The organism is Marvinbryantia sp., assembly GCF_047017445.1.
In the GTDB taxonomy this organism is placed as follows: Bacteria; Bacillota; Clostridia; order Lachnospirales; family Lachnospiraceae; genus Marvinbryantia.
Window position 1 is genome coordinate 257,797 of the sequence record NZ_JBKXTT010000003.1, and the last position, 23,053, is coordinate 280,849.

20 protein-coding genes are annotated in these 23,053 nt (G+C 47.2%); 17 read left to right on the plus strand and 3 right to left on the minus strand.

The features are described from left to right. The first annotated feature begins 21 nt into the window (after window positions 1–21). Genes ACLU9Q_RS04885 through ACLU9Q_RS04910 form a run of 6 tightly spaced genes read left to right on the plus strand, consistent with a single transcriptional unit; the run spans window position 22 to window position 6,978 of the window. Window positions 22–990, plus strand: a complete 969-nt coding sequence (locus tag ACLU9Q_RS04885) for an ABC transporter permease (RefSeq protein ID WP_296834426.1) — start codon at window positions 22–24, stop codon at window positions 988–990. Then, window positions 983–1,879 carry an ABC transporter permease gene (locus ACLU9Q_RS04890; RefSeq protein ID WP_296834424.1) on the plus strand — a complete coding sequence of 299 codons (897 nt, stop codon included), beginning with the start codon at window positions 983–985 and terminating at the stop codon, window positions 1,877–1,879. Before ACLU9Q_RS04885 ends, ACLU9Q_RS04890 begins: the two co-directional genes overlap by 8 nt. A 12-nt stretch (window positions 1,880–1,891) precedes the next feature. Next, on the plus strand, window positions 1,892–2,881 hold the full coding sequence (locus ACLU9Q_RS04895) for an ABC transporter ATP-binding protein (protein ID WP_296834422.1): 990 nt from the start codon (window positions 1,892–1,894) through the stop codon (window positions 2,879–2,881). Between the two features lies 1 nt (window position 2,882). Next, the gene (locus ACLU9Q_RS04900; protein ID WP_296834419.1) at window positions 2,883–3,839 is read left to right on the plus strand and encodes an ABC transporter ATP-binding protein; all 957 of its coding nucleotides are present in this window, start codon (window positions 2,883–2,885) and stop codon (window positions 3,837–3,839) included. A 48-nt stretch (window positions 3,840–3,887) separates the two neighbouring features. Then, window positions 3,888–5,603, plus strand: coding sequence for an MBL fold metallo-hydrolase (locus tag ACLU9Q_RS04905; protein ID WP_296834416.1), 1,716 nt, complete (start codon window positions 3,888–3,890; stop codon window positions 5,601–5,603). 31 nt (window positions 5,604–5,634) lie between these two features. Continuing rightward, a complete protein-coding gene (locus ACLU9Q_RS04910) occupies window positions 5,635–6,978 on the plus strand; it encodes a hypothetical protein (RefSeq protein ID WP_296834413.1) in 1,344 nt (447 codons plus the stop codon). Between the two features lie 59 nt (window positions 6,979–7,037). On the opposite strand, the gene ACLU9Q_RS04915 is transcribed toward ACLU9Q_RS04910, so the two are convergent. Beyond that, complete coding sequence (locus tag ACLU9Q_RS04915) at window positions 7,038–7,280, minus strand: hypothetical protein (RefSeq protein WP_296834410.1); 243 nt, start codon at window positions 7,278–7,280, stop codon at window positions 7,038–7,040. Window positions 7,281–7,521: 241 nt separating this feature from the next. On the opposite strand from ACLU9Q_RS04915, the gene pepF reads away from it, so the two are divergent. Next, window positions 7,522–9,315, plus strand: a complete 1,794-nt coding sequence (gene pepF, locus ACLU9Q_RS04920; protein WP_296834407.1) for an oligoendopeptidase F — start codon at window positions 7,522–7,524, stop codon at window positions 9,313–9,315. A 506-nt stretch (window positions 9,316–9,821) separates the two neighbouring features. Here pepF and ACLU9Q_RS04925 read toward each other — a convergent pair. Together ACLU9Q_RS04925 and ACLU9Q_RS04930 are read right to left on the minus strand one after the other, a co-directional pair. Beyond that, window positions 9,822–10,061 carry a hypothetical protein gene (locus tag ACLU9Q_RS04925; RefSeq protein ID WP_412624486.1) on the minus strand — a complete coding sequence of 80 codons (240 nt, stop codon included), beginning with the start codon at window positions 10,059–10,061 and terminating at the stop codon, window positions 9,822–9,824. A gap of 51 nt (window positions 10,062–10,112) precedes the next feature. Further along, window positions 10,113–11,495: an ISNCY family transposase gene (locus ACLU9Q_RS04930; RefSeq protein ID WP_412624485.1), complete on the minus strand. Its 1,383-nt coding sequence runs from the start codon at window positions 11,493–11,495 to the stop codon at window positions 10,113–10,115. A 272-nt stretch (window positions 11,496–11,767) separates the two neighbouring features. On the opposite strand from ACLU9Q_RS04930, the gene ACLU9Q_RS04935 reads away from it, so the two are divergent. The 10 genes from ACLU9Q_RS04935 to deoC all read left to right on the plus strand — a co-directional run bounded on the left by ACLU9Q_RS04935 (window position 11,768) and on the right by deoC (window position 23,028). Beyond that, window positions 11,768–12,316, plus strand: coding sequence for a D-lyxose/D-mannose family sugar isomerase (locus ACLU9Q_RS04935; protein WP_296834404.1), 549 nt, complete (start codon window positions 11,768–11,770; stop codon window positions 12,314–12,316). An 18-nt stretch (window positions 12,317–12,334) separates the two neighbouring features. Beyond that, on the plus strand, window positions 12,335–14,836 hold the full coding sequence (locus ACLU9Q_RS04940) for a beta-mannosidase (RefSeq protein ID WP_296834398.1): 2,502 nt from the start codon (window positions 12,335–12,337) through the stop codon (window positions 14,834–14,836). A gap of 18 nt (window positions 14,837–14,854) precedes the next feature. Beyond that, window positions 14,855–16,183, plus strand: a complete 1,329-nt coding sequence (locus ACLU9Q_RS04945; protein ID WP_296834394.1) for an ABC transporter substrate-binding protein — start codon at window positions 14,855–14,857, stop codon at window positions 16,181–16,183. A gap of 207 nt (window positions 16,184–16,390) precedes the next feature. Then, complete coding sequence (locus tag ACLU9Q_RS04950; RefSeq protein ID WP_296834389.1) at window positions 16,391–17,140, plus strand: carbohydrate ABC transporter permease; 750 nt, start codon at window positions 16,391–16,393, stop codon at window positions 17,138–17,140. Then, window positions 17,133–17,975: a carbohydrate ABC transporter permease gene (locus tag ACLU9Q_RS04955; protein WP_296834386.1), complete on the plus strand. Its 843-nt coding sequence runs from the start codon at window positions 17,133–17,135 to the stop codon at window positions 17,973–17,975. Before ACLU9Q_RS04950 ends, ACLU9Q_RS04955 begins: the two co-directional genes overlap by 8 nt. Before the next feature lie 9 nt (window positions 17,976–17,984). Continuing rightward, window positions 17,985–18,938, plus strand: a complete 954-nt coding sequence (locus ACLU9Q_RS04960; RefSeq protein WP_296834384.1) for a sugar-binding transcriptional regulator — start codon at window positions 17,985–17,987, stop codon at window positions 18,936–18,938. A 38-nt stretch (window positions 18,939–18,976) separates the two neighbouring features. Then, window positions 18,977–19,081 carry a glycoside hydrolase family 2 protein gene (locus ACLU9Q_RS04965; protein ID WP_412624714.1) on the plus strand — a complete coding sequence of 35 codons (105 nt, stop codon included), beginning with the start codon at window positions 18,977–18,979 and terminating at the stop codon, window positions 19,079–19,081. Between the two features lie 12 nt (window positions 19,082–19,093). Continuing rightward, window positions 19,094–21,292 (plus strand): beta-galactosidase, encoded by a 2,199-nt coding sequence (locus ACLU9Q_RS04970; protein ID WP_296834381.1) that lies wholly within the window; start codon window positions 19,094–19,096, stop codon window positions 21,290–21,292. 18 nt (window positions 21,293–21,310) lie between these two features. Further along, window positions 21,311–22,363: a galactitol-1-phosphate 5-dehydrogenase gene (locus ACLU9Q_RS04975; protein ID WP_296834378.1), complete on the plus strand. Its 1,053-nt coding sequence runs from the start codon at window positions 21,311–21,313 to the stop codon at window positions 22,361–22,363. A gap of 20 nt (window positions 22,364–22,383) precedes the next feature. Next, window positions 22,384–23,028 carry a deoxyribose-phosphate aldolase gene (deoC, locus tag ACLU9Q_RS04980; RefSeq protein WP_334295195.1) on the plus strand — a complete coding sequence of 215 codons (645 nt, stop codon included), beginning with the start codon at window positions 22,384–22,386 and terminating at the stop codon, window positions 23,026–23,028. The last annotated feature ends 25 nt before the right edge of the window (window positions 23,029–23,053 follow it).

Sequence of the window (23,053 nt, forward strand, 5' to 3'; positions counted from 1 at the left end):
CATTTTTAGAAAGGAGTCCATATGTGGAAATATATTGTAAAACGTCTGTTATGGATGATACCGGTGCTGCTCGGTATTTCCGTGGTAATTTTTACAATCATGTATTTTTGCCCGGGCGATCCGGCGGCAGCGATCCTCGGCAATGCGGCGACGCCGGCGGCGATAGCGGAAAAGCGGGCGGAGCTGGGGCTGGATGAGCCGTATCTGGTGCGTCTTTTGAGCTATTTAAACCAGGTGTTCCTGCACTTTGATCTGGGAACCTCTTATTTCCAGAATCAGTCGGTAATGTCCGGTATCTTATACCGCTTGCCGTACACCGCTACGATCGCGGTCATCTGTATGCTGCTGCAGATCCTGATCGGCACGCCGCTTGGCATCACTGCAGCCGTTCACCAGAATGGTCTGGCGGATCGTATTTGCATGGTGATCGCACTTGCAGGCGTTTCCGTTCCGGGCTTCTGGCTGGCAATGATGTTGGTGCTGCTGTTTTCTGTAAAGCTTGGCTGGCTGCCGCCCTACGGCGTCGGCGGGATCCAGTATTTTATTTTGCCGTGTATCGCAAACGCGTTCGCGGGCATTGCATCTCAGGCGCGTCAGACGCGTTCGAGTATGCTGGAGGTTATCCGATCTGATTATATTGTGACGGCGCGCGCGAAAGGGCTTTCCGAGCGGGAGATCCTTTACAAGCATGCACTTCCGAACGCACTGATCCCGATCATCACCGTAGTCGGAAACGGTATGGGAATGATGCTCGGCGGTACGGTGGTTATCGAATCTGTATTCTCGATTCCGGGCATCGGCATGTATACAACCTCAGCGATCAATAACCGTGATTACCCTGTCGTTATGGGCGGTGTGCTGTTTCTCGGCGCATTGTTCAGTCTGATCATGCTTCTGGTGGACGTGATTTATGCATTTGTTGATCCGCGTATCAAGGCACAGTACGAGGGACAGCAGAAGAGTTTCAGAAGGAGGAAGAAGAATGGCTAATGGTGCAGCTGCTGCGGCAAATACAACGACAAAGGTACGAAAAAGGAAAGAAAGCCAGTTCAGCCTTGTGATGAAGCGTCTGAGTAAAAACAGACTGGCGATGGCAGGTCTGGTTATCATATTGATTTTATTTTTGCTGGCGATTTTCTCCCCGTGGATCATGCCTTATCCTTACGAGGAGATGAATATGGCGGAGCGTTTTGCAAGCCCGTCCTTAAAGCATCTCTGCGGAACAGATGAGATGGGACGCGATATTTTCAGCCGTCTGCTTTACGGCGCAAGGGCTTCCTTGTCCCTGGGCTTTCTGGCGACGATTATTTCTACTGTGATTGGTATGATTATCGGTTCCATCGTTGGCTATTTCGGCGGAGCGGTGGATACGGTGGTGATGCGTCTTGTGGATATCCTGCAGGCAATTCCCGGAATCCTGCTGGCGATCGCAATCTCGGCATGTCTGGGAAGTGGTTTTACAAATACAATTATTGCGCTTTCCATCGGCGGTATCCCGATGACGGTGCGTCTGCTGCGCGGCTCCATTATGGGTGTGCGCAAGATGGAATACCTGGAGGCGGCGCAGACGATCAACTGCTCGGTTCCGCGTACCATTATGAAACATATCCTGCCGAACAGTATCTCCCCGATCATTGTATCCGTTACGATGGGCATCGGAAATACGATCCTGATGGCAGCGTCACTCAGCTACATTGGACTTGGCGTACAGCCGCCGACGCCGGAGTGGGGCGCAATGCTCTCCGCAGCGAGAACCTACATGAGAGACTATCCGCACATGGTATTATTTCCAGGTCTTGCGATCGCGCTGGTGGTGCTGTCTCTGAATATGCTCGGCGACGGTCTGCGCGATGCGCTGGATCCGAAGCTGAAGAAATAGGAGGACAAAGGAATGGCTGAAAATAAAACGACATCTTCTTTTCTGGAAGTGAAAAATCTGGTTGTTCATTACACCTCCGAGGGAAAAGAAATTCATGCGGTAAACGATGTTTCCTTTTGCTTAAACAAAGGCGAAACGCTCGGTCTGGTGGGTGAGACCGGCGCGGGCAAGACGACGATCGCGAAGTCGATCCTGCGCATCCTTCCGGAGCCGCCCGCGCATGTAGACCGCGGCGAGATTAAGCTGGAGGGGAGAAATCTTCTGGAGCTTGATAATGATGAGATGCGGAAAATCCGCGGAAAACGGATCTCCATGATCTTCCAGGATCCGATGACGGCGCTGAATCCGGTTATGCGCGTGGGAAAACAGATCGCGGAGGGCATCGCGCTTCACGAGAAAGTTTCCAAAAAAGAGGCGGAGGAAAAGGCAAAGAAAATGCTGGAGATGGTCGGTATCCCAGGCTCCCGCTACCGCGATTATCCGCATCAGTTTTCCGGCGGCATGAAGCAGCGGGTTGTCATTGCGATGGCGCTTGCCTGCAGTCCCGATCTGCTGCTTGCGGATGAGCCGACCACCGCGCTGGACGTTACCATCCAGGCGCAGGTGCTCGATATCATTAAGAATCTGCAGACCAGACTGAATACAGCGATGATTATGATCACGCATGATCTTGGCATCGTGGCGGAGGTCTGCGATAATGTGGCGGTCGTATATGCCGGTGAGATCGTGGAGTACGGAAGCAAAAGGGAAATCTTTAAGAATCCGTCGCATCCGTATACGGCAGGACTTTTCGGCTCTCTGCCGGACGTCAACGCCGATACGGAACGGCTTTCCCCGATCGCGGGTATGCCGCCAGATCCGAGCAATCTGCCGCAGGGCTGTGCATTTTCGCCGCGCTGTCCGTATGCCACGGAGGAGTGCCAAAAGGGGAAGGTTTCTATGAAGAATCTGGGCGGAACGCATCAGTGCCGCTGCATCAGAAATAGCGGGAAGGAGGATTGAAATGGCGACGCCGTTAGTAGAAGTAAAACATCTGAAAAAATATTTTGATACCCCGAAGGGGACGCTGCACGCGGTAGACGACGTTACCTTTTCCATCGGGAGAGGAAAAACAATGGGCGTTGTGGGAGAATCCGGCTGCGGAAAATCGACGCTTGGGCGTACCATTATCCACCTTTATGAGAGCACAGACGGACAGATTCTGTTTGACGGCGAGGATGTTACCCGCGTAAATAAGAAAAAAATGCATCAGCTGAGAGAAGAGATGCAGATTATTTTCCAGGATCCGTTTGCTTCCTTAAATCCGCGTATGACGGTGGAGGATACCATCCGTGAGCCGCTGGAGCTGTCCCGCCGTTTTAAGAAAAACGAGCTGCAGGACGAGACGGACCGCATTATGGAGATGGTTGGCATCGATGAGCGCCTGCGCTATGCTTACCCGCATGAGCTGGACGGCGGACGCCGCCAGAGAGTCGGCATCGGGCGCGCGCTGGCGCTGAACCCGAAGTTTATCGTATGCGACGAGCCGGTGTCTGCGCTGGACGTTTCCATTCAGGCGCAGGTACTTAATCTTCTGCAGGATCTGCAGGAAAAATCGGGCGTCACCTACATGTTTGTCACGCATGATCTGTCTGTCGTCAAGCACATTTCCGACGACATCTGTGTAATGTACTTAGGACAGCTTGTGGAGACTGCATCTTCAAAGGAGCTGTTTGCCAGTCCGCTGCATCCGTACACGAAAGCGCTGCTCTCCGCGATTCCGTCGATCGACATCGACAATCCGAAAAAGCGCATCATCCTGGAGGGCGAGATCGTATCTCCGGTGGAGCCGAAGCCGGGCTGCCGCTTTGCGGCGCGCTGTCCGTATGCCTGCGAGAAATGTCATCAGCCGCAGGAGCTGACGAAGGTGAGCGAGGGACATTACGTTTCCTGCTGCCGGGTGAATGAGATAAACGCCTGATGCAGGGAAAATCATAAGGCATCAGGGATATGGTATAGGAGTGAGACTATGGTAAAAGAAATTGATTTTTCCTGTAAACATGACATTTTGATCGAGAATGAGGATGGCAGCAGACAGCCGATGGACGTGCCGTTCTTCCAGTCGGAGAAAATCGCTCCGGGCACATGGAAGAATGTGAGCGACGGAGACTATTTCTATCTGGTGGAGGGCGATGAGGAGGCGCTGGTGATCGATTCCGGCTACGGCTGCGGCAATGTGCGCGAATATTGTCAGAGCCTTACGGAAAAGCCGGTGCGCTATATTGCAAATACGCACGACCACTTTGATCACACGGCAAACAATGTGTATTTTGACTGCGCATTTATGGCGGCGGAGTCAGTGCCGCTGGCGACGCGCCCGTTTCCCAGCTTTGCGGGCATTGATTTTCCGCGTGATTATAAGATAGAAGTGATCGATGAGGGTTATGTGTTCCATCTGGGGAATCGTGACCTGGAGGTTTTTAAAATGCCGGATCACGCTGTGGGCAGCCTTTTGTTTCTGGACCGGAAGGAACGTCTGCTGTTTGCGGGCGACGAGCTGGGAATGCCGATGGGAAAGCCGTTAAACGGCAGTGTGGAGCGTTTTGCGGGCTACCTGGAGACACTGATGGCACACCGCGATGAGTTTGATATAATCTGTGCGGGCGGCGGTCTGGTGGACGGCTCGATCGTGGAAAAATATCTGGAAAATATGAAATATATTCTGGAAGGTAACGAGGGCGCGCCGTTTCCCGGCGAGCATTTCCCGCCGCTGAACGGGGACGAAAAACCGGTGGTATACCGTCGTCGTTTCCCGCGTCCGTGCGATCTGCCGAGAAACAAGGATCAGTCGGAAAATAAGTATAAGCGCGTGATGGAGCATGCTGGCTGCCGCGTGATCTACGATACCCGCAAAATTTTTAAGACGGCGGACGAGAAGGCGACGGAGCGCTTCAAAAAGGGCATGTTTGAACTGTCGGAACCGGGAAAAAGGCTCTGCTACAATCTGTATATCCCGGAAAGCTGTGAGCCGGGACATACGTACCCGCTGGTACTGTTTATGCACGACGCGGGCAACTGCTGCAATGATCTGAATGTACCGCTGACGCAGGGAAAAGGCGCCACTATCTGGGCGTCTGAGGAGGAGCAGAAAAAACGTCCCTGCTTTGTGCTGGCACCGCTCTATCCGGAGAAGACGGCAGAGGATGATTTCACCGTCACTTGGGAGGCGGACGCTACCCTTGAGCTAATAAAGGAGCTTGCGAAGCAGTATCCGATCGATGCTTCCCGGATCTACGGAACAGGTCAGTCGATGGGCTGCATGATGCTTTGCGAGCTGATGATCCGTCATCCGAAATTTTTTGCGGCGTGCTTCCTGGTCGCGGGGCAGTGGAACCCGGACACCATGGCGGCGGTGAAAGACGAAAATATCTGGGCGCTTGTCTCAGAAAAGGACATTAAGGCGTTTCCGATCATGGGTGCCTGCATGAAAAATATCGAGGAGGCAGGAGGAAAGGTAAGCTATGGCTTTGTGGACGGAAACGCATCTGCTGCCAAGCAGAATCGCAGAATGCAGGAGATTGCCGACACCGGGAACCATATCATGTTTACGTGGTTTTCGGGAGACAGCGTCCTGTCGGAAACGAAAGACACGGATACTCCGCCGTGGATGTACCATGTAAAAACATGGGAGAAGGCGTATGATATTGAAGCCATCCGGGAGTGGATTTTTAAAGCGCGGCGCTAGTTATCGGGCAAAACGAAAGTGAGGTTTAAAAATGAGCAGAGAACAGATTCTGGCGGGCGCGGGCAGAGCCGCAGTTGCAATCCCGGAGGAATTTTTCCCGCTGGAGAAATTTGTCGGCATTCATGACTGCCAGCAGGTGAGGGCAGTGCTGTTTGAGCGGGAAGCGCGCATTGCGATCGTGTCGGTGGAGATTACCTCTATCATGGCGGATGCTATAGAGGAAATGAAGGATATTGTCTGCGAGAGCGGGCAGGTGGAGCGGGAGAATATCTGGATCTGTGCGACGCACACCTTTGCGGCGCCGCACCTTCTGGGCGGACCGATGCTGGAGCGCGCTTCGAAGGAAGAAATTATCAGGGGAGCGATGTATAAGACGGCGCTGTATGAAGCGGTGCGCAGGGCAGCCGGAGCGGCGGCGGAAAATATGCGTCCGGCAAGACTCTTATTCGGGCGCGGCGAGTGTGATGTGAACATTAACCGGGATATTCCCTCGGAGGAAGGCTGGTGGATCGGCATGAACCCGGAGGGACCGTCCGATAAGACGCTGCGGGTAATCCGGGTTGAGGATCTGGCGGGAAATGCTATCGCTGTGCTGTATCACTATGGTGTACAATCCTCCATTATGGACAATGTATTTGACAGGGCGGGCGGACGGCTGATTACCTCCGACTTGACAGGCGCGGCATCGCGCGTAGTGGAAGAAAATCTGGCGGACTGCATTTTACATACAGCAGCGCAGAGCCGGGCGGATGGGATGTGCAGCGCAGCGTCAGAAAGCCAGGCTGGCGGGCCAGTGTGTCTGTGCCTTCTGGGCGCATGCGGCGACCAGGTGCCGAAGCAGCGCGCAAGATACTGGACGACGGACGACGAAAACTGCCTTGTGGAAAAGGACCTGGGAGAGGCGAAGGGGTTTGAGATGATCGCTTCCCTTGGCGGACAGCTCGGACAGGTTGTTTTGCAGATTATGAAATACGGACTGACAGAAATCGAGCATCCGATATTGTCCATGAGCAGCCGGAAGATTTCCTGCGCGGCGCAGAAGAAGCAGTTTGAAGGCTTCCCGGTGCCGTCAAAAACCTTTGAGAGTATCCCGGACGGCGAGGCGGAAACGGAAGTATTTTTCATGAAGCTGGCGGAAAATATGCTGGCGGTCGGCGTGAAGCCGGAGCTGAACTGTGTGACGGCCGCAGAGATTGAGAAACAGTCGGCGTATGAGGATACGCTTGTTGTGCAGATGGTGAACGGTGCGCAGAAATATATGGCGGATGAGCAGTCGTTTGCACGGAAAACCTACGAATCCATGAACAGCTTTTTCGGCCGCGGGGCGGCGGAGAAGCTGACAGAGGAAATTGTGAAAGAAAAGATCGCAAAATAAAAGTGACAGAAAAGGGCACACGTAAGGGGATTGATCCGGGGGTGCCCTTTCTGCCAGTATCATAGAATGAGTTTCTGATTTTCCAGCTTTTGCATCAGCTCGGCGATCTTCTGCGTCAGTTGCTGGTTCTTCTCCGTCAGTTGCTGGTTTTTCTGCGTCAGTTGCTGGTTCTTCTGCGATAATTGCTGTTCCTTCTGTGCAAGCTGCTCTTTCTGCTGATTGATTTCTTCCTGCATTTCATCAATCATGTACTGCACCGTGTTGCGGTCGAGCTCCTGCAATTCTTTTGAAAATAATCCCATAATCTTCTCCATATTCTGGCACATATCATAGACATGTCCGTACAGCGGCTTGAATTTTATAATGTAAAACAAATATATCACATAAACCGATATAAATCAACATATAAATAATAGATATTACATAAACTAAAGTAGCGCAGAAAAAATCGGAAAACTGTAAATTTTGACAAAACAGGCATGAAATGCTATGATTATCAGCAAAGCTTACTTTATGATTATTATCAGCGGAGGGTCTTATAAAATGAAGCGATGTGAGCAGAAAATCGAAGATACCTGGAATATGCAGGATATGTATGAAAATGAAGAATTAATGGCGCAGGATGTGGAGAAGCTGCGGGAACTGATGAAGGAGTTTGCGTCCCGGCAGAATAGCCTGGCTGAGAGCGGAGAACAGCTTTTGCGGGCATTGAAGCTGCAGGAAGAAATGAACTGCCTGTATGAAAAGCTCCATGTCTACGCGAATCAGAAATATCATGAGGACACGGCGGAGGCGAAGTACCAGAGACTGAGCGGCGAGATGCAGATTCTTGGAACAGAGCTTTCAGGGTGTACTGCCTGGCTGGAACCGGAGCTGCTTGCGCTGCCGCAGCAGAAACTTGCGGTATTTTTTGCAGAGACGCCGGAGCTTGCGGATTACCGCTGGGTGGTGGAGCAGATCGTCCGTCAGCGGGAGCATGTGCTGGATGTGCAGACGGAGGAGCTGCTGGCGAAGCTTTCGGAGCTTGGACAGGCGCCGGCAAATATCTTCTCCATGTTTAATAATGCGGACATCCGCTTCCCGGACGCGGTGGACAGCGCTGGAAATGCGCATCCGCTCACGCAGGGAAACTACATTCCCATGCTGAAGGACAGCGACCGGGTGCTGCGCAGATCGGCGTTTACGGCGCTTTACGGCGTATATGCGCAGTACTGCAACACGCTTGCGGCAACCTACTACGCAAATGCGAAGCAGGCGGATATTTTTGCGAAGCAGCACAAATTTGCCGGAGCGATGGAGCAGGCGCTTAACGCAAATGCGATTCCGATGGCGGTTTACGAAAATCTTGTAAAAACCATCCGTGAGCATCTGCCCCTGATGCACCGCTATACCGGGCTTCGCAAAAAGATGCTTGGGCTTAATGAACTGCATATGTATGACAATTATGTGCCGATCGTAGAGATGCCGCAGAAAAAATACCCCTTTGCGGAGGCAAAGGAGATTGTGAAAAAGGCGCTCGCTCCGTTGGGAGAGGATTACACGGCGCTCCTGCAGGAGGGCTTTGACAACCGCTGGATCGACGTTTATGAGAACGAAGGAAAGCGCACCGGCGCCTATTCATGGGGCGCTTACGGAACGCATCCGTATGTTCTCCTGAACTACCAGGGGACACTCAATGCGGTGTTTACGCTGGCACATGAAATGGGCCATGCCCTGCATAGCTGGCATTCTGACCACAGGCAGCCATACCGTTACGCCGGATACCGCATTTTTGTGGCGGAGGTGGCTTCCACCTGCAATGAGGCGCTGCTGATCCATTATCTGTTGGAAAACAGCAGCGATGAGACGGAGCGGAATTATCTGATCAATTATTTCCTGGATCAGTTTAAGGGAACGATGTACCGCCAGACGATGTTTGCGGAATTTGAGATGATGACGCACCGCGATATCGTGCAGGAGGGAGGCGTTCTGACTGCCGAAAAGCTCTGCGGCATCTATCATAAGCTGAATAAGGATTATTTTGGCGAACAGATGGTTTCGGATGAGGAGATCCAGTATGAATGGGCGCGGATCCCGCATTTTTACACGCCGTTTTATGTATACCAGTACGCGACCGGTTTTGCGGCGGCAATCGCGATCAGCAGCAAAATACTGGCAGGCGAGCCGGGTATTGTGGAAAAATACAAGGAATTTTTAAGCGGCGGCAGCTCCATGGACCCGATCGACCTCCTGAAGATATGCGGCGTGGATATGTCCTCTCCGGAGCCTGTGGCGGCTGCGCTCAGGGTATTTGAGGAGTACCTGGGGAAGCTGGAGAAGAGCAGTCTGACAAAATAAAGGTCTGATGCTATCGTAATCCTGTTTTAGACAGTTTGGGAAAGATAAAATCGCTACAATGCCTGAAAATATGGGCAGTGTAGCGATTTTTTTCGGAAAGTTACAATGAAGGAAACTGAAATACCGGAATCAAAATTGTCAAATGACACTTCTCTTAAGTAGCAAATATCACTTGAAAAAATGCCCTAAAGAAAGAAATATGCACAAAAAAGTATATAAAATATAGTGTGTCAAGCATTTTTGAAAATGTCCCGAAAAAACTGAAACATTAGCACCGGTTTTCCGGTGCTGATTTCATATGGCTACGTGGCAGATGTCCTCTGGAAGCTTAGGGCTCTGCCCTAAGAACCCGCAAGGGACCTGTCCCTTGACCCATAATCGGGCCCTGCCCGAACCCGCCCCGCAGGGGGCAGGAGAAAGGGCATATATCCTTTCTCCTTAGAAACAGCGTTTTCCGTGAGGCTTATCTCAAGAGACTTTCGCGGCATAACGGGGCCCCAACCCCATTATTCCACGGTTCTCCTGACAACGCCTCCGCTCCCTGTTCCTTCCGCCTTTTTTCGGGCGATCTCCTCACGGATCAGCCGTTTTACGGCTCCCTGTTTTGACGGCTGTTCCCAAAACCAGCGGATGATATCAAGGTCTGTGCGGAGGTTCAGTTTTAAGTAAATTCCCTGTGTATGTTCTTTATCATATTTTTTCTGTGCTTTTGTATGCGCTTCGATGCAGTCGATCCAGTCCCTCATGTGATCTCTCCTTTCGGTAGGTATATACCTATCATCTTTTTCTGCTGCTTTTTATGCTGGAACGTCATCCATTAGATGGTGCTCCTGTGTCTTTACGAATTTCTGGAAAGTTTTGCTGCGCCAGGGATGGCTCATTGGCGGAATATAATGTCTTTTTGCTTTGGGCGGCTGATAGTCTGCATCCAGATCCCGGGATCTTTCCATATGTTCGGGGATCTCCTCCAGTGCATGGACATCCTTGTCATTGACACAGCAGAAAAGGCTTCCGTCAAAAGCCTGGATAACCATTATTTTTGTGCCTTTGCGGTAATGTACCTGTTTCCCTCTGGCGTCCAGCATCCGGTAATGGCGGTGCCGGAACTGGATCGCATGCCCGCAATCCACGGTCCGTTCTGTCAGGACAGCGAGAACCAGGTTGATTTTTTCATTTTCCGGTTGCGTTTCAAACACAGATTTGATACCATTAAGGGGAAGCGCGAACTTCTCATTGAATTCTTTTATGTATGAGTGGAGGAATTCATTGGCAGCATCTATGGTCGTGATCCCTGCTAATCGTAATTCGATTGGCAGGCGCGACTGTAGTGTCTGGTTGAGGCGTTCTACGCGGCCTTTGGCCTGCGGGACACTGCTGGATTCCAGCTGAACACCAAGCTGCTTGCAGGCATAAGCGAATTGGGTATAGGTATCCTCATCAAGAGATGGGGAGTTTTTCTTTTTATAGGTAAATACCGTACGGCGGTCTGTGAAGATCCTGTAAGGGATGCCGTAGGTGGTCAGGATCTGGTGGAATACGTGATAGTAGCCCTTTAAGGTTTCCTGCGTGTCAAACCAGGCTCCGGTGACCCGGCCGGTAGCATCGTCAATAGCCAGGTGGAGGTGCCATACCTGCCCGGGGATCCATTCATAGGGAGTTGCGTCCATCTGCTGCAGTTCCCCAAAATAAGCACATCTTGGACGTCTTGAATGAGCATCTTCAACCGCTACGAGATTGGTTTGGAGCACAGCGGCTTCTTTCAGGCTGCAGGCACTTTTCTTTTTATCCTGAAGCTCCTTTTCCATACGCTTTTTCTTGGCCTTTGTAACTTTCGGAGAAAGAATATATTTACTTTCCAGGATCTTAGCTACAGAAGAAGGTGAGACGCAGATGTGTTCATGGGCCTCAAGGAGTTCTGAATAATGCTGGAAATTAGCATCAAAATATTTTGTAAGGTAGAGATCGATGATGCGATTGCGGGTCTCGTCAGGGATGCTGGTGGACGGTTTACGTCCCCTATTGCCATGGATAAAGAAAGCCTTTCCTTCTTTGCGGTATCCAGCCAGCATACGGTTGATATGGCGTTTGGTGCAGCCAAGGGTGAGGGCAGCCCTGTCCTTATTCCCATCCGGGTGATCTGCCAGAGATTTGATCACTTCGTATTTTTTCTGTTCATCCATTGTAAGTATTACCTTTCTGATAATGATTTCCTCCAATCTAAAATAGATAGAGGATATTTTACCACATCCGGGACATTTTCATATGTGGTATACTAGGACATTATCATAAATGGCTTATAGCACAAAAAAGTATATAAAATATAGTGTTGACAGTGCAAAATAAATATGATAACATGAAATCACCAACTAACAAAATTGATCACGGATGCGCAAATGTGAACAAAAAATCTCAAATAGAAGTGTCAAATGACACTAAAGAAAAGGAGGGCATTATGAAACGCAGTGAGTATAACAAAATTAAAGAAGAAGGTCTGGAACTTATGCGAAAGGCCGGCTTATATCTGACTCCGGAAGAGGAGGAGAGAATGGAGGTTACAGATTTTGGTCTGAATAATCCGTATGAAGAAGGATTGATGCTGCATGTGTATGTGAACACGAAAAGATGCTGCGCAAAAGAACTTCCGATGTTACCGGGTCAGATCTGTGCGGAGCACAGGCATCCGCCGCTTAGCCCGGAAAATCCTGGAAAAGAAGAAACCTTCCGCTGCCGGTATGGAGAAGTGTATGTTCATGTTCCGGGAGAGCCGACTGCAAATCCGAAAGCCAGGATCCCACAGGGAAAAGATGACGTATATACAGTCTGGCATGAAATTGTACTGAAAAAGGGTGAGCAGTATACCTTGGCGCCGAACACAAAACATTGGTTCCAGGCTGGACCGGAGGGAGCGATCGTCTCTGAGTTTTCTTCATACAGTGATGATGGGACGGATGTTTATACGGATCCGGCTATTACAAGGTTTACGACAATAGAAGAAGACTGATTCGGTCGGGGGAGTACTATGGTGATTCAAAATTTGGAGTGTGCCGAATGGAAATTTCATCGTGTTGGTGAGAAACAATGGTATCCTGCTGTGGTGCCGGGAAGTTTGTTTCTGGATATGATGAATAATCATCTGATAAAAGATCCGTATTACAGGTTTAACGAGAGACAGTTTTCCAGGCTGGCTGAGGATGATTATGAATATATTGCCCTGTTCCATGTGCGGGAAGAACTGCTGGAAAAAGAAAGGCTGTTTTTGGTATTTGAAGGTCTGGATACTATTACCAGGATAGAAATAAATGGGGAATTGCTTGCCAATACCGACAATATGCACCGTACATACCGGTTTGATGTGAAAAACAGACTGAAAAAGGGTGAAAATGAAATTCGGATTACTTTTTATTCTCCTGTGCGGTATATTGCAGAACAGCATAAAGCACATCCGATTCCGGAAATGAATACAGCCTCACCGCACGGATTTTCACAAATCAGAAAAATACACAGTTCGTTTGGCTGGGATGCAGAGCCGTGTGTGCCGGATTCCGGCATATGGAGAGATGTGTATCTGGAAGCATATGATGCGGAAAAAATAGATCATATCTATGTAAGACAAAAACACTCCGGTAAAGAGGCAGAGCTTTCTGTAGAAATATGTCTTGAGAAGTACCACAGGGAAGAGAGCCGGGTCCATATTGATTTGTGGAATCCGGATCAGCTTCTGGAAGCAGAAGCGGATCTGCAGATAACAGGCGAAAAAGGAGTATGGACGATCCGGTTGGAAGATCCACGCCTGTGGTGGCCTAACGGCTATGGCGATCAGCCGCTGTACCGTCTTGATGTTATATTAGAAAGTACGTCTGCGTCTGCAGAGATTGACCGGAAATCGCAGAGAATAGGATTGCGTAAGGCGGAAGTGAGGCGTGAAAAGGATCAGTGGGGCGAATCATTTGCTTTTTATGTCAATGATGTTCCTGTTTTTGCCAAGGGAGGATGTTATACCCCGCCGGATAAATTTCTGGCTTTATGCAGGGGAGAACGCCACCGGAAGCTCATTCAATATTGCGCAGAAGCCAATTATAATTGCATTCGCGTCTGGGGAGGAGCAGTTTATCCAGATGATGAATTTTTTGACCTGTGTGATGAATATGGGATCCTTGTCTGGCAGGATTTAATGTTTGCATGTGCCTTGTATCATTTAACAGATGAATTTATAGAAAATATTTGTGCAGAAACGAAAGATAATGTTATTCGTATAAGAAATCATCCGTCCGTGATATTGTGGTGTGGAAACAATGAAAATGAATGGTTTCATGATTTTGAACATGATCTTGAAGGGTTAAATTATAAACTGCGGATGGACAATCTGCGTCAGTATGAAGTATATCTGGCCTCCGTAGTAAAGAAATATGATCCGGATCGTCTGTTCTGGCCGAGTACTCCTTCAAGCGGGGGAGGATATGCTGATCCCAATGGATATGAGAAAGGCGATGTTCACTGCTGGTATGTCTGGTACCTTCCGGCAAAGCCGTATACATTTTATAAGGAATGTCAGGCAAGATTTGTCAGTGAATACGGTCTGGAATCTTTTCAGGATATTAAGACACTCAGACATTATATGGAACCGGAAGATATGACGCCCAATTCTGAAGTTATGGATTTCATGCAGAAATGCAGCGATAATTTTTGCTACATGGGTAATGGGAAGATCATGAGCTATGTTTTCCAGGAAGTGCGGCCGCCGAAAAATTTTGAAGAATATGTTTTTGCGACACAGTATGCGCAGGCAGAAGGAATTAAATACGGTACGGGCTGGTTCAGAAAACAGAAGCCCAGATGCATGGGGAGCCTGTACTGGCAGATCGTAGATTGTTTCCCGGGAACAACGTGGTCGGGAATTGACTATGAATACCGTTGGAAAATGCTGCACTATTATGCAAAACGATTTTTTCAGAAAACCATGATATGGGCTGACGGAAAGGATCAGAAAGCGGAAATATATGTGATACATGATGGGCAGGAGGAAGTCAGTGCAGAAATTCGCTGGAGCTTAAAGAAAAATGACGGTTCCTGTGTTCTGCAGAGAAGCAGAAAGGCTGCTATTGAAAAAAACAGCTCGTCGCTGATCTGTGATATTGATATGACAGAAGCAGTAAATGAGGATAATCGAAATATGCTGTATCTGGATATGGAGCTTGTGGATGAGGACGAGAAGCTTATCAGCAGTGATACATACCTTTTTGTGAAACCCAAACATTTTCAGTTCCTGAAACCGGAGATAGAGCTTTCTGTATCAGAGGAAAAAGAACGGTTTGTCATAAATCTGCAGACATCGGTATACACAAAATGTATCCGGTTGGATTTTACAGAATCAGATGGTATCTTTTCGGATAATTGTTTTGATCTGTCACCAGGACAGACAAAAACAGTATATGTGAAAAAATGTGATTTAAGCAAAGATATGTCAGAAGATGAGTTTAAAAACGAATTATATTATCAAACGTTAAACGCGATAGGGATGTAAGAACGAAAGGAGAAAACTATGAAAAAGAAAATAGCTGTTTTATTGTCTGTATTATTAGCATGTTCGCCGGCTGCAGTGTATGCAGAAGAAGGACTGACAGAAGCGCAGCAGGAAACCGGGTTCACGGAAGAGGTTACATTAGATGTGGCAATGATGTGGTCGCTGGACAGCACAACGGATGCAAAGTCTTATGCATTGAATAATGCACTGGAAAGATTGAAAGAGGACTATCCGAATATCACGATCAACTATGATGGTTCTGTTCACGATGATTATCAGACGATCATGATGACTTATATGGCGTCAGATTCTCTTCCGGATGTTTTTAATGTAAAAGGTTCCTGGATCCCGAATATGGTGGCAAACGGACAGCTTGGAACGATCGATGAGTTCCTGGAGGCAGATGAAGAGTGGGCAAGCGGATTTACAAACAATATTCTTTTCGATATGGAATATGACGGGCATTATTATGGAGCTCCATTCCAGAATCTTTCCTGCTCGTTAATCATATATAATAAAGAAATTTACAGCTCCGTCGGCTATGATACCTTCCCGCAGACCTGGGATGAATTAATCGACTGCTTTACGAAATTGCAGGAGGCAGGATATGTGCCGCTCGGCATGGGCAACAGCGGACAGTGGGTAGCAAATTCCTGTGTATTTGGCGCGCTTGGATATCGCGGAGCAGGGGATAGCTGGTATTCAGATATCATGAATGGGACCGGCGATGGATTCCTGGATGCTAATATGCTGCAGGGCGTAGAAAAAATGGCAGAATTATCACAATTTATGAATGAAAATATGAATAGTCTTGACCAGTTTGAAGTAATGCCGCCGTATCTGAGAGGAGAGTATGCATCTTATGTAGATGGAAGCTGGACATTTGGAACGCTGATCGCAACTGCAGGTGAGGATCAGAGCGTGGTTGAGAAATCTGGTGTAGCAGTATTTCCGGCTTTCGAAGGCGGATTAGGAGCAGGAACCACAACTCCGGGCGGAGCTGGATGGGGACAGGCATATAATGCAAAGCTGACAGGTGCGAAAAAAGAGGCGGCACGTATTTTTATCAAGTATATTTCGGATGAACAGTGGTGTATGGACCTGGCTGAAAAAGGAGATTTTGGAGGAATGAGTGTTGATTATGATTACGGCCAGATTTCTCCGCTGGTAGCAGAATATGTTGCTTTAAAGGAAACGATTACGAATTCACAACAGTATGACTGCCATTTTGATACTTCTGTTATTGACGCGATGAATGTTGGTTTCCAGGAACTTTTACTGGGAGAGATCTCTGCTGAAGAGTGGGGCGGAAATGTGCAGGATGAATATGAGATGACTTTAGAATAAGCAGTACAAATAGGGTTGTCTTCGGACAACCTTATTTTTAAATGAAAGGTGGTATTGGAATTGGAGCAAAGTAAAGCATTGGTTCCCAAACGAAAAATATTGTTTCTATATATGTTCCCGAGTGTTGCATTATTTTTGATATTCAATTTGATACCGGTTGTTATGGCAATATATTATTCATTTTTCAACTGGTCCGGCGGGAAGACTATGAAATTTATCGGAATAACAAACTATATCCGGTTGCTGCAGGACGGAGTATTTGCCAAGGCGATCTGGAACAATTTAATTCTGGCATTTTTCTGCGTGGTTCTCCAGGTGGGAATAGCTTTTGTTATTTCCTCTCTGTTATGTACAAAAATGCTGAAGGGGAAAGCGTTCCATCAATTTGCTATCTTTATGCCGGTGATTCTGGCGCCGGTTGTAGTTGGATTCTTATGGAAAATTATTTATAACGCAGATTACGGTCTGTTAAATTTTTTCTTAAAATTAATTGGCCATGAAGAGCTGATACAGGCATGGCTGGATGATCCGGATATTGTAATGAGATCGATTACGGTTCCCATTGTCTGGCAGTGGATCGGTATGTATGTTGTTATGCTTGTAGGCGCCATGAAAAATATTTCGGAGGAAATTATTGAAAGTGCTGTACTTGACGGTGCCAATGGCATTCAAAGGACGCTTTATATTACCTGGCCGCTGGTTCTCGATACGGTAAAAATATCTATTATTCTTGCGGTATCAGGCTGTATGAAACTGTTTGAGCATATTTACATTATTACAGGCGGCGGTCCAGGAAATGCTTCTATGGTCGGCGCGATGTACGCGTATAAAACATCTTTTATAAAACAGAAGTTTGGATATGGCTCGACAATATCTGTTGGGATCATGCTGACAAGTCTTGTGTTGGTGCTGCTGGTTAATATAATTTTTGGAAAGGGTAAAAAGAGATATGAGTAAAATAGAATCTGGATTAAAAAAACTCGGCTCACTGCTTGTAAATGTGATAATCAGCGCATTTTCTCTTTTTTGTCTGTTTCCGGTTGTATGGATGCTTTATTCTTCTCTGAAAGAAGAATCGGAGTTTAAGCGAAATCTTCTTTCGCTTCCGACACAGCTTCATTTTGAAAATTATCAGACAGCGGTGAAGACAGGAAGAATGGATACAGCATTTGTAAACAGTGTGCTGGTCAGTGTAACGGCAGTAGTCGTTTTATTGCTTATTGCTTTTTTGGCTGGAACAATATTTGGAAGGTACGTTTTTAAAGGGAAAAAACTTCTCTATACGATGTTTTTGATGGGAATGCTGATCCCGGTGCATAGTCTTCTGGTTCCGGTATTTATTGAACTAAAAACATTTTCGTTAAATAACAACCGGTTTGTTCTGGCTTTGATTTATGCAGCATTTGGTTTGCCGAAGGCAATTTTTCTGATGACCACTTATGCATCGACAATACCAAGGGAACTGGAGGAGGCTGCGATTATTGACGGTGGAAATACCCATGATGTTTTTTTCCGGATCTTTCTGCCGATCTCAAAACCGATTTTATCAACGATTACCATACTGAGCTTTCTGGATGCCTGGAATGAATTTCCGTTTTCTCTTGTCCTGATGGGAAAGCCGGAATTAAAAACATTGCCGATAGCATTGACCTATTTTACCGGACAGTATTCTGTAGATTATACTCCCATGATGGCCGGGCTGGCGATCGCAACTTTGCCCGTCGTTATCGTGTACTTTATTTTTCATAAAAAGATTATGGAGGGCATGGTTGCAGGTGCTGTGAAAGGATAGAGGATAACAATGAAAGAAAATTTAAAGATTGCAGTGGCGCGTTTATACTATTTTGAAGATAAAAATCAGAATGAGATTGCGTCGGAACTAAAAATTTCACGTTCCTATGTATCCAAATTGCTGGTCGAAGCAAGAAAAGAGAAATTGATTGAATTCAGAAGCAATAATATATGGCTGATGGAGAATGAGAAGGAAAGAATCCTCAAACGGCATTTCCATCTGGACAAGGTAGTCATTGCCGACGATAAGAGCAGCTATCAGCAGGATACTTATCCGTATACACAGCAGTTGGGGGAGAAGCTTGGCTCTCTTCTGAACAGTATTTTGAAAGATGGAGATGTGATAGGCGTTGCCTGGGGTAAGACGATCTATGATTGTTCAAGATATCTGCGGACAGATAAATCTCTTAAAAATGTGAAGGTCGTACAGATCTGCGGAGGTGTGACCCAAAACCAGAAACGGACGTATGCCGATGAAATTTCTAAAAATTTTGCAGATGTTTACAAGGCAAATGTGTATGCAATGATGGTTCCTGCAATTGTGGAAAGTAAACAATATAAGGAGATTTTTTTCCAGGAACAGTGTATCAGTCAGGTCGTGAAGATGCTGGATAATATTAATGTTGCAGTCTTTACTGTGGGACAATGCAGCATGGAAAGCTCACTGGTTAAATCAGGGTTTATTACAGAAAAGGAGATTAAAACACTGATCTCGGAAGGTGCGGTTGGAGAGGTCTGCACACGATTTATTAATAAGGATGGGCAGTGTGTATCAGAAACACTGGATGACAGGACGATGGCTATTTCATTTCAGCAGCTTCAGCGATGTGATTACCGGATCGCAGTAATTCTTGGAAAACAGAGATTAGAACCGCTAAAGGCAATTTTGCATGCCGGGTATGCCAATATACTATTGATCGATGAGGAAACTGCGGACGTATTGCTGGAAGAGATAAAAATGTAGCCGGAGAAACAATATAGGGAGTGTATATACCGGATCATATGGAATGCTCGGATAATTATTTTGATCTTTTGCCTGGAGAAGAGAAAACGATCAGGATCCGTAATGGAAAGGGCAGGCCATTTCGTATATGTCAGATAAAGTAAAGGAGAAGCAGCATGGATAAAATGAAATTGCAGGAAATATTTCCGATCGGAACAAAATATTCCGCTTACAGGGACAGGACGGATAAGAACTGGGAAAAAGACTTTAGTAATATGCAAAAATGCGGCATGGACACGGTCAGGGTCCATGCTACATGGGGAACCATAGAAGCAAATGAAGGAGAATTTGATTTTACATATTACGACAATATTATATCGGCGGCTGTGAAATATGGTTTAAAGGTGATCTTTACGATGTATCTTGTCTGCGCACCGGAATGGGTATACGAGAAATATCCGGACAGCAGATATGTTTCTGCCGGAGGCAATGTATGGACACCGCATCAGCAGGCGGATGCGGCGACAGGCGGATGGCCGGGACTTTGCCTGGACAGCGAACCGCACAGGGGCGCTATTGCCAGCTTCTTGAAGGCAATTACAGAACACTATAAAGGAAATGCAGATATTATTGCATTTGATATCTGGCATGAACCTACAGAAGAACCGTCGCAGCAATACTATCAGAATGACTGGAGAGAACTGGTCTACTGCTATTGTGATCATACAAAAGAAAAATTCCGGAAATGGCTGGTAAAGAAGTATGGGACGCTGGAAAGCTTAAATGAGGTATGGACAAGACAATATCAGAACTGGTTGCAGGTACAGCCGCCGAAATCAGTTGGAATGTATACGGATTGGCTGGACTGGAAGCATTTCCGCGCAGATGCACAGGCAGATGCCATGAAATTTTTAAGCGAGACGATAAAGAAGTATGATAAAGACCGCTATACGGTAGTACATACCGCAATTTACGAGACGGGACATCCGGTCGTTACATCGAATGATCATTTTAAACTGGCAGATGTAACAGATATGATCGGCAGCTCCATGTACGATTCTGTAAATCCGGAAATAACAGCATTTGTGTGTGATCTGCTGCGGAGTGTCACAAATAATGGACCATACTGGATAGGAGAAACAGGTACAGGCGCCGGTCCGATGTTTGTTTTTGTTGGGGAACGGACGGAAGACAGCTTCTGCTTCTCACTGCCGATCTCCGGTAAGACGATCAAGCGTCAGACCTGGGGACAGATCGCGAGAGGTGCCAAAGGAGTTATATTCTGGGGATGGCGTCCGGAGCTTTCTACGGTAGAGACGATCTCGCTCGGATTTACAGAACGAAATGGAGACTGGACAGAACGCTGTGATGCTCTGAAAGAGTTTACCGATGTCTTCCGTAAATATAAATCAAAGCTTGCCTATGCGATGGCTCCGGAGAGCGAGGCGGCAATTCTTTATAATATGGACAGCATATTTATTGAAGGCCTGGTGTCTCTTGGAACATCGGGAAGCTGCATGATCCGGAAGCAGAATAGATTTTATAAAGATTCCCTTGCATTCATGGGATGCTATAAGCTTTGTATGCAGAATCTGATCCAGCCGGATTTTATAAATGCAGATAAGGTACTGGCGGGAGGACTGGAAAAATATAAGCTTCTGCTGATACCATATGGGATCAGCATCACGCAGGAACTGGCAGCGGCACTGCGTATTTATGTGAAGAACGGCGGAAAGATCATCAGTGACGGTATGCTTGGATATTTTACAGACAAAGCATGGGGAGCAGAAGTTTGCCCGGCGGGTGGTCTTGATGAGGTATTCGGCCTGGATGTTAAGAGCGATTACTGTGTGATCAATGAACAGAATCTGGTAATAGAAGACCATGAATATCATAATGTGGCAAAAGTGATCGCCGAGCATATTAAAGTCCGTGAGAATGCGGAAGTATTTGGTAAATTTGAGAATGGCAGACCGGCGGCAATAGCGCATTCTTATGGGAAAGGAAAGACAGCATATGTCGGTACCTTGTTTTTTGCAAATGCTATGTGGAACTATTCGGGCGATACGAACGAAGTATTTTGTAAGCTGCTGGAAAAAGTGGAATATTCTCCAAAGGCAAAACTGTGCGGCCCGGGAAGTGAACAATTAGTGGAGGTACGTGTACTGGAAGGAAAAGATGAGGCATTCCTGTTTCTTATTAATCATGATGAAAAAGCAGCGTGTGTGGAATTGTCTGTTCCCATGGAAGGATATCAGCAGATCACTGATATCATGACGGATGAGAAGAAGAGCGTACAGGAAGGAAATGTTTCAGTAAAGGATTTCCTGCAGCCGGAAGAGGTTAAGGTATTTATGCTGAACAAAATATCGTGATGAAAAAGGAGGAGCGTAATGAAAGCGGTAGTAATGAAAGCGATTAATAATCTGGAGGTTGTCGAGGTTGAGAGACCGAAACCGAAGGCGGATGAAGTTTTACTGAAAATTATGGCGGTTGGCGTATGCGGTTCTGATATCCCGCGTATTTTAAGATATGGTTCCCACGTGCTTCCGATTATTCCGGGGCATGAGTTTGCCGGTGAGATCGTGGAAGTCGGAACAGATGTAAAGGGATGGGATCCGGGAGATAAAGCGGCAGCAGCTCCGCTGATTCCGTGTAATAAGTGTGAGTGGTGCAAAAAAGGCTTGTATTCTCTCTGTGAGGATTATAAATATTATGGTTCCAGAAACGACGGTGCGTTTGCGCAATTTTTGTCTGTGAAAGCCGATAATCTTATCCGCCTTTCGGATGGGACGCCGTTTGACTGGGGTGCAACGATTGATCCGGCTGCAAACGCTCTGCATGGTTTTTATCGCATCGAGGTGTCCGGGGAAGACAGTGTGTGCGTATTCGGATTGGGCGCGATTGGTTTGTTTGCAATACAATATGCGAAGATTCTGGGCTGCAAAACTATTATTGCAGTGGATGTGAATGATGAAAAGCTGAAGGTTGCAAAAGAATGTGGAGCTACGCATATTATAAATTCCATGAAGCAGGACGCCGTAGAGATGATTTTAAAATATACAGACGGACAGGGCGTTTCGGCAGCGTTTGACATGTCGGGTGTTCCGTCGGCTCAGGAGCAGGCCATACTTTCAGCTGGAAAAATGGGAAGAGTATTGTTTCTGGGCATTTCTCATGCCGCCCTGCATTTATCAGAAAAAGCAGTCGATAGAATTTTGAGGTATCAGCTTACCATAAGAGGAAGCTGGAATTCATTTTCAAATCCGTTCCCGGGAAAGGAATGGACGGATGCAGCAAAACTAATGGATGAGAAAAAGTTTAATCCGGACCTGCTGATTTCGCACAGACTGCTTTTGGATGAGCTGCCGGAGACATTCCGGAAAATTGAGAAAAAAGAAATTGTATTTAATAAGATTATGTTTTATCCGAATGGAATGAGATAAGGAAGGAGATCATGATGAAGATGAATTTGGCGTCTTATATAGATCATACGATTTTGAAACCGCAGGCAACAAGGGCGGATATTGAAAAGCTTTGCCAGGAGGCTTTAAAATACAAATTTGCTTCTGTGTGCATTAATCCCAAACACGTAAGGTATGCTGCAGAATTGCTGGAAGGAAGCAGCGTAAATGTGTGTACGGTGATCGGGTTCCCTCTTGGCGCAAATAAATCGGAAGTTAAGGCGATGGAAGCAAGAATAGCCATGGAAGAGGGCGCCAGGGAAATAGATATGGTAATTGATATTGGCGCCGCAAAGGAGCACGATTTTTCCAGAGTAAAAGAAGATATCTGCAAAGTAAAGGCAGAGGTGGACAGGAACCATGTGTTAAAGGTGATCATTGAAACCTGCCTGCTTACGGATGAAGAGAAGGTGGAAGTCTGCAAAGTCTGCAAAGAGGCCGGAGCAGATTTTGTAAAGACATCAACCGGATTTTCGACAGGCGGGGCTACGGCGGAAGATGTTGCACTTATGTTTAAAACGGTAAGACCGGAGCTTAAAGTAAAGGCGTCGGGCGGAATCCGGACGAGAGCGGATGCAGAAAAAATGATAGAAGCCGGGGCATCGAGGCTTGGCACCAGCGCTGGCATTGCAATTACAGAAGGATAGGCAGAGTATACGAAACGAGGTGGCA

Coding starts and splice junctions, on each gene's coding strand:
- ACLU9Q_RS04885 (WP_296834426.1), top strand. CDS start 22: ATGTGGAAATATATTGTAAAACGTCTGTTATGGATGATACCGGTGCTG.
- ACLU9Q_RS04890 (WP_296834424.1), top strand. CDS start 983: ATGGCTAATGGTGCAGCTGCTGCGGCAAATACAACGACAAAGGTACGA.
- ACLU9Q_RS04895 (WP_296834422.1), top strand. CDS start 1,892: ATGGCTGAAAATAAAACGACATCTTCTTTTCTGGAAGTGAAAAATCTG.
- ACLU9Q_RS04900 (WP_296834419.1), top strand. CDS start 2,883: ATGGCGACGCCGTTAGTAGAAGTAAAACATCTGAAAAAATATTTTGAT.
- ACLU9Q_RS04905 (WP_296834416.1), top strand. CDS start 3,888: ATGGTAAAAGAAATTGATTTTTCCTGTAAACATGACATTTTGATCGAG.
- ACLU9Q_RS04910 (WP_296834413.1), top strand. CDS start 5,635: ATGAGCAGAGAACAGATTCTGGCGGGCGCGGGCAGAGCCGCAGTTGCA.
- ACLU9Q_RS04915 (WP_296834410.1), bottom strand. CDS start 7,280: ATGGGATTATTTTCAAAAGAATTGCAGGAGCTCGACCGCAACACGGTG.
- pepF (WP_296834407.1), top strand. CDS start 7,522: ATGAAGCGATGTGAGCAGAAAATCGAAGATACCTGGAATATGCAGGAT.
- ACLU9Q_RS04925 (WP_412624486.1), bottom strand. CDS start 10,061: ATGAGGGACTGGATCGACTGCATCGAAGCGCATACAAAAGCACAGAAA.
- ACLU9Q_RS04930 (WP_412624485.1), bottom strand. CDS start 11,495: ATGGATGAACAGAAAAAATACGAAGTGATCAAATCTCTGGCAGATCAC.
- ACLU9Q_RS04935 (WP_296834404.1), top strand. CDS start 11,768: ATGAAACGCAGTGAGTATAACAAAATTAAAGAAGAAGGTCTGGAACTT.
- ACLU9Q_RS04940 (WP_296834398.1), top strand. CDS start 12,335: ATGGTGATTCAAAATTTGGAGTGTGCCGAATGGAAATTTCATCGTGTT.
- ACLU9Q_RS04945 (WP_296834394.1), top strand. CDS start 14,855: ATGAAAAAGAAAATAGCTGTTTTATTGTCTGTATTATTAGCATGTTCG.
- ACLU9Q_RS04950 (WP_296834389.1), top strand. CDS start 16,391: ATGAAATTTATCGGAATAACAAACTATATCCGGTTGCTGCAGGACGGA.
- ACLU9Q_RS04955 (WP_296834386.1), top strand. CDS start 17,133: ATGAGTAAAATAGAATCTGGATTAAAAAAACTCGGCTCACTGCTTGTA.
- ACLU9Q_RS04960 (WP_296834384.1), top strand. CDS start 17,985: ATGAAAGAAAATTTAAAGATTGCAGTGGCGCGTTTATACTATTTTGAA.
- ACLU9Q_RS04965 (WP_412624714.1), top strand. CDS start 18,977: ATGGAATGCTCGGATAATTATTTTGATCTTTTGCCTGGAGAAGAGAAA.
- ACLU9Q_RS04970 (WP_296834381.1), top strand. CDS start 19,094: ATGGATAAAATGAAATTGCAGGAAATATTTCCGATCGGAACAAAATAT.
- ACLU9Q_RS04975 (WP_296834378.1), top strand. CDS start 21,311: ATGAAAGCGGTAGTAATGAAAGCGATTAATAATCTGGAGGTTGTCGAG.
- deoC (WP_334295195.1), top strand. CDS start 22,384: ATGAATTTGGCGTCTTATATAGATCATACGATTTTGAAACCGCAGGCA.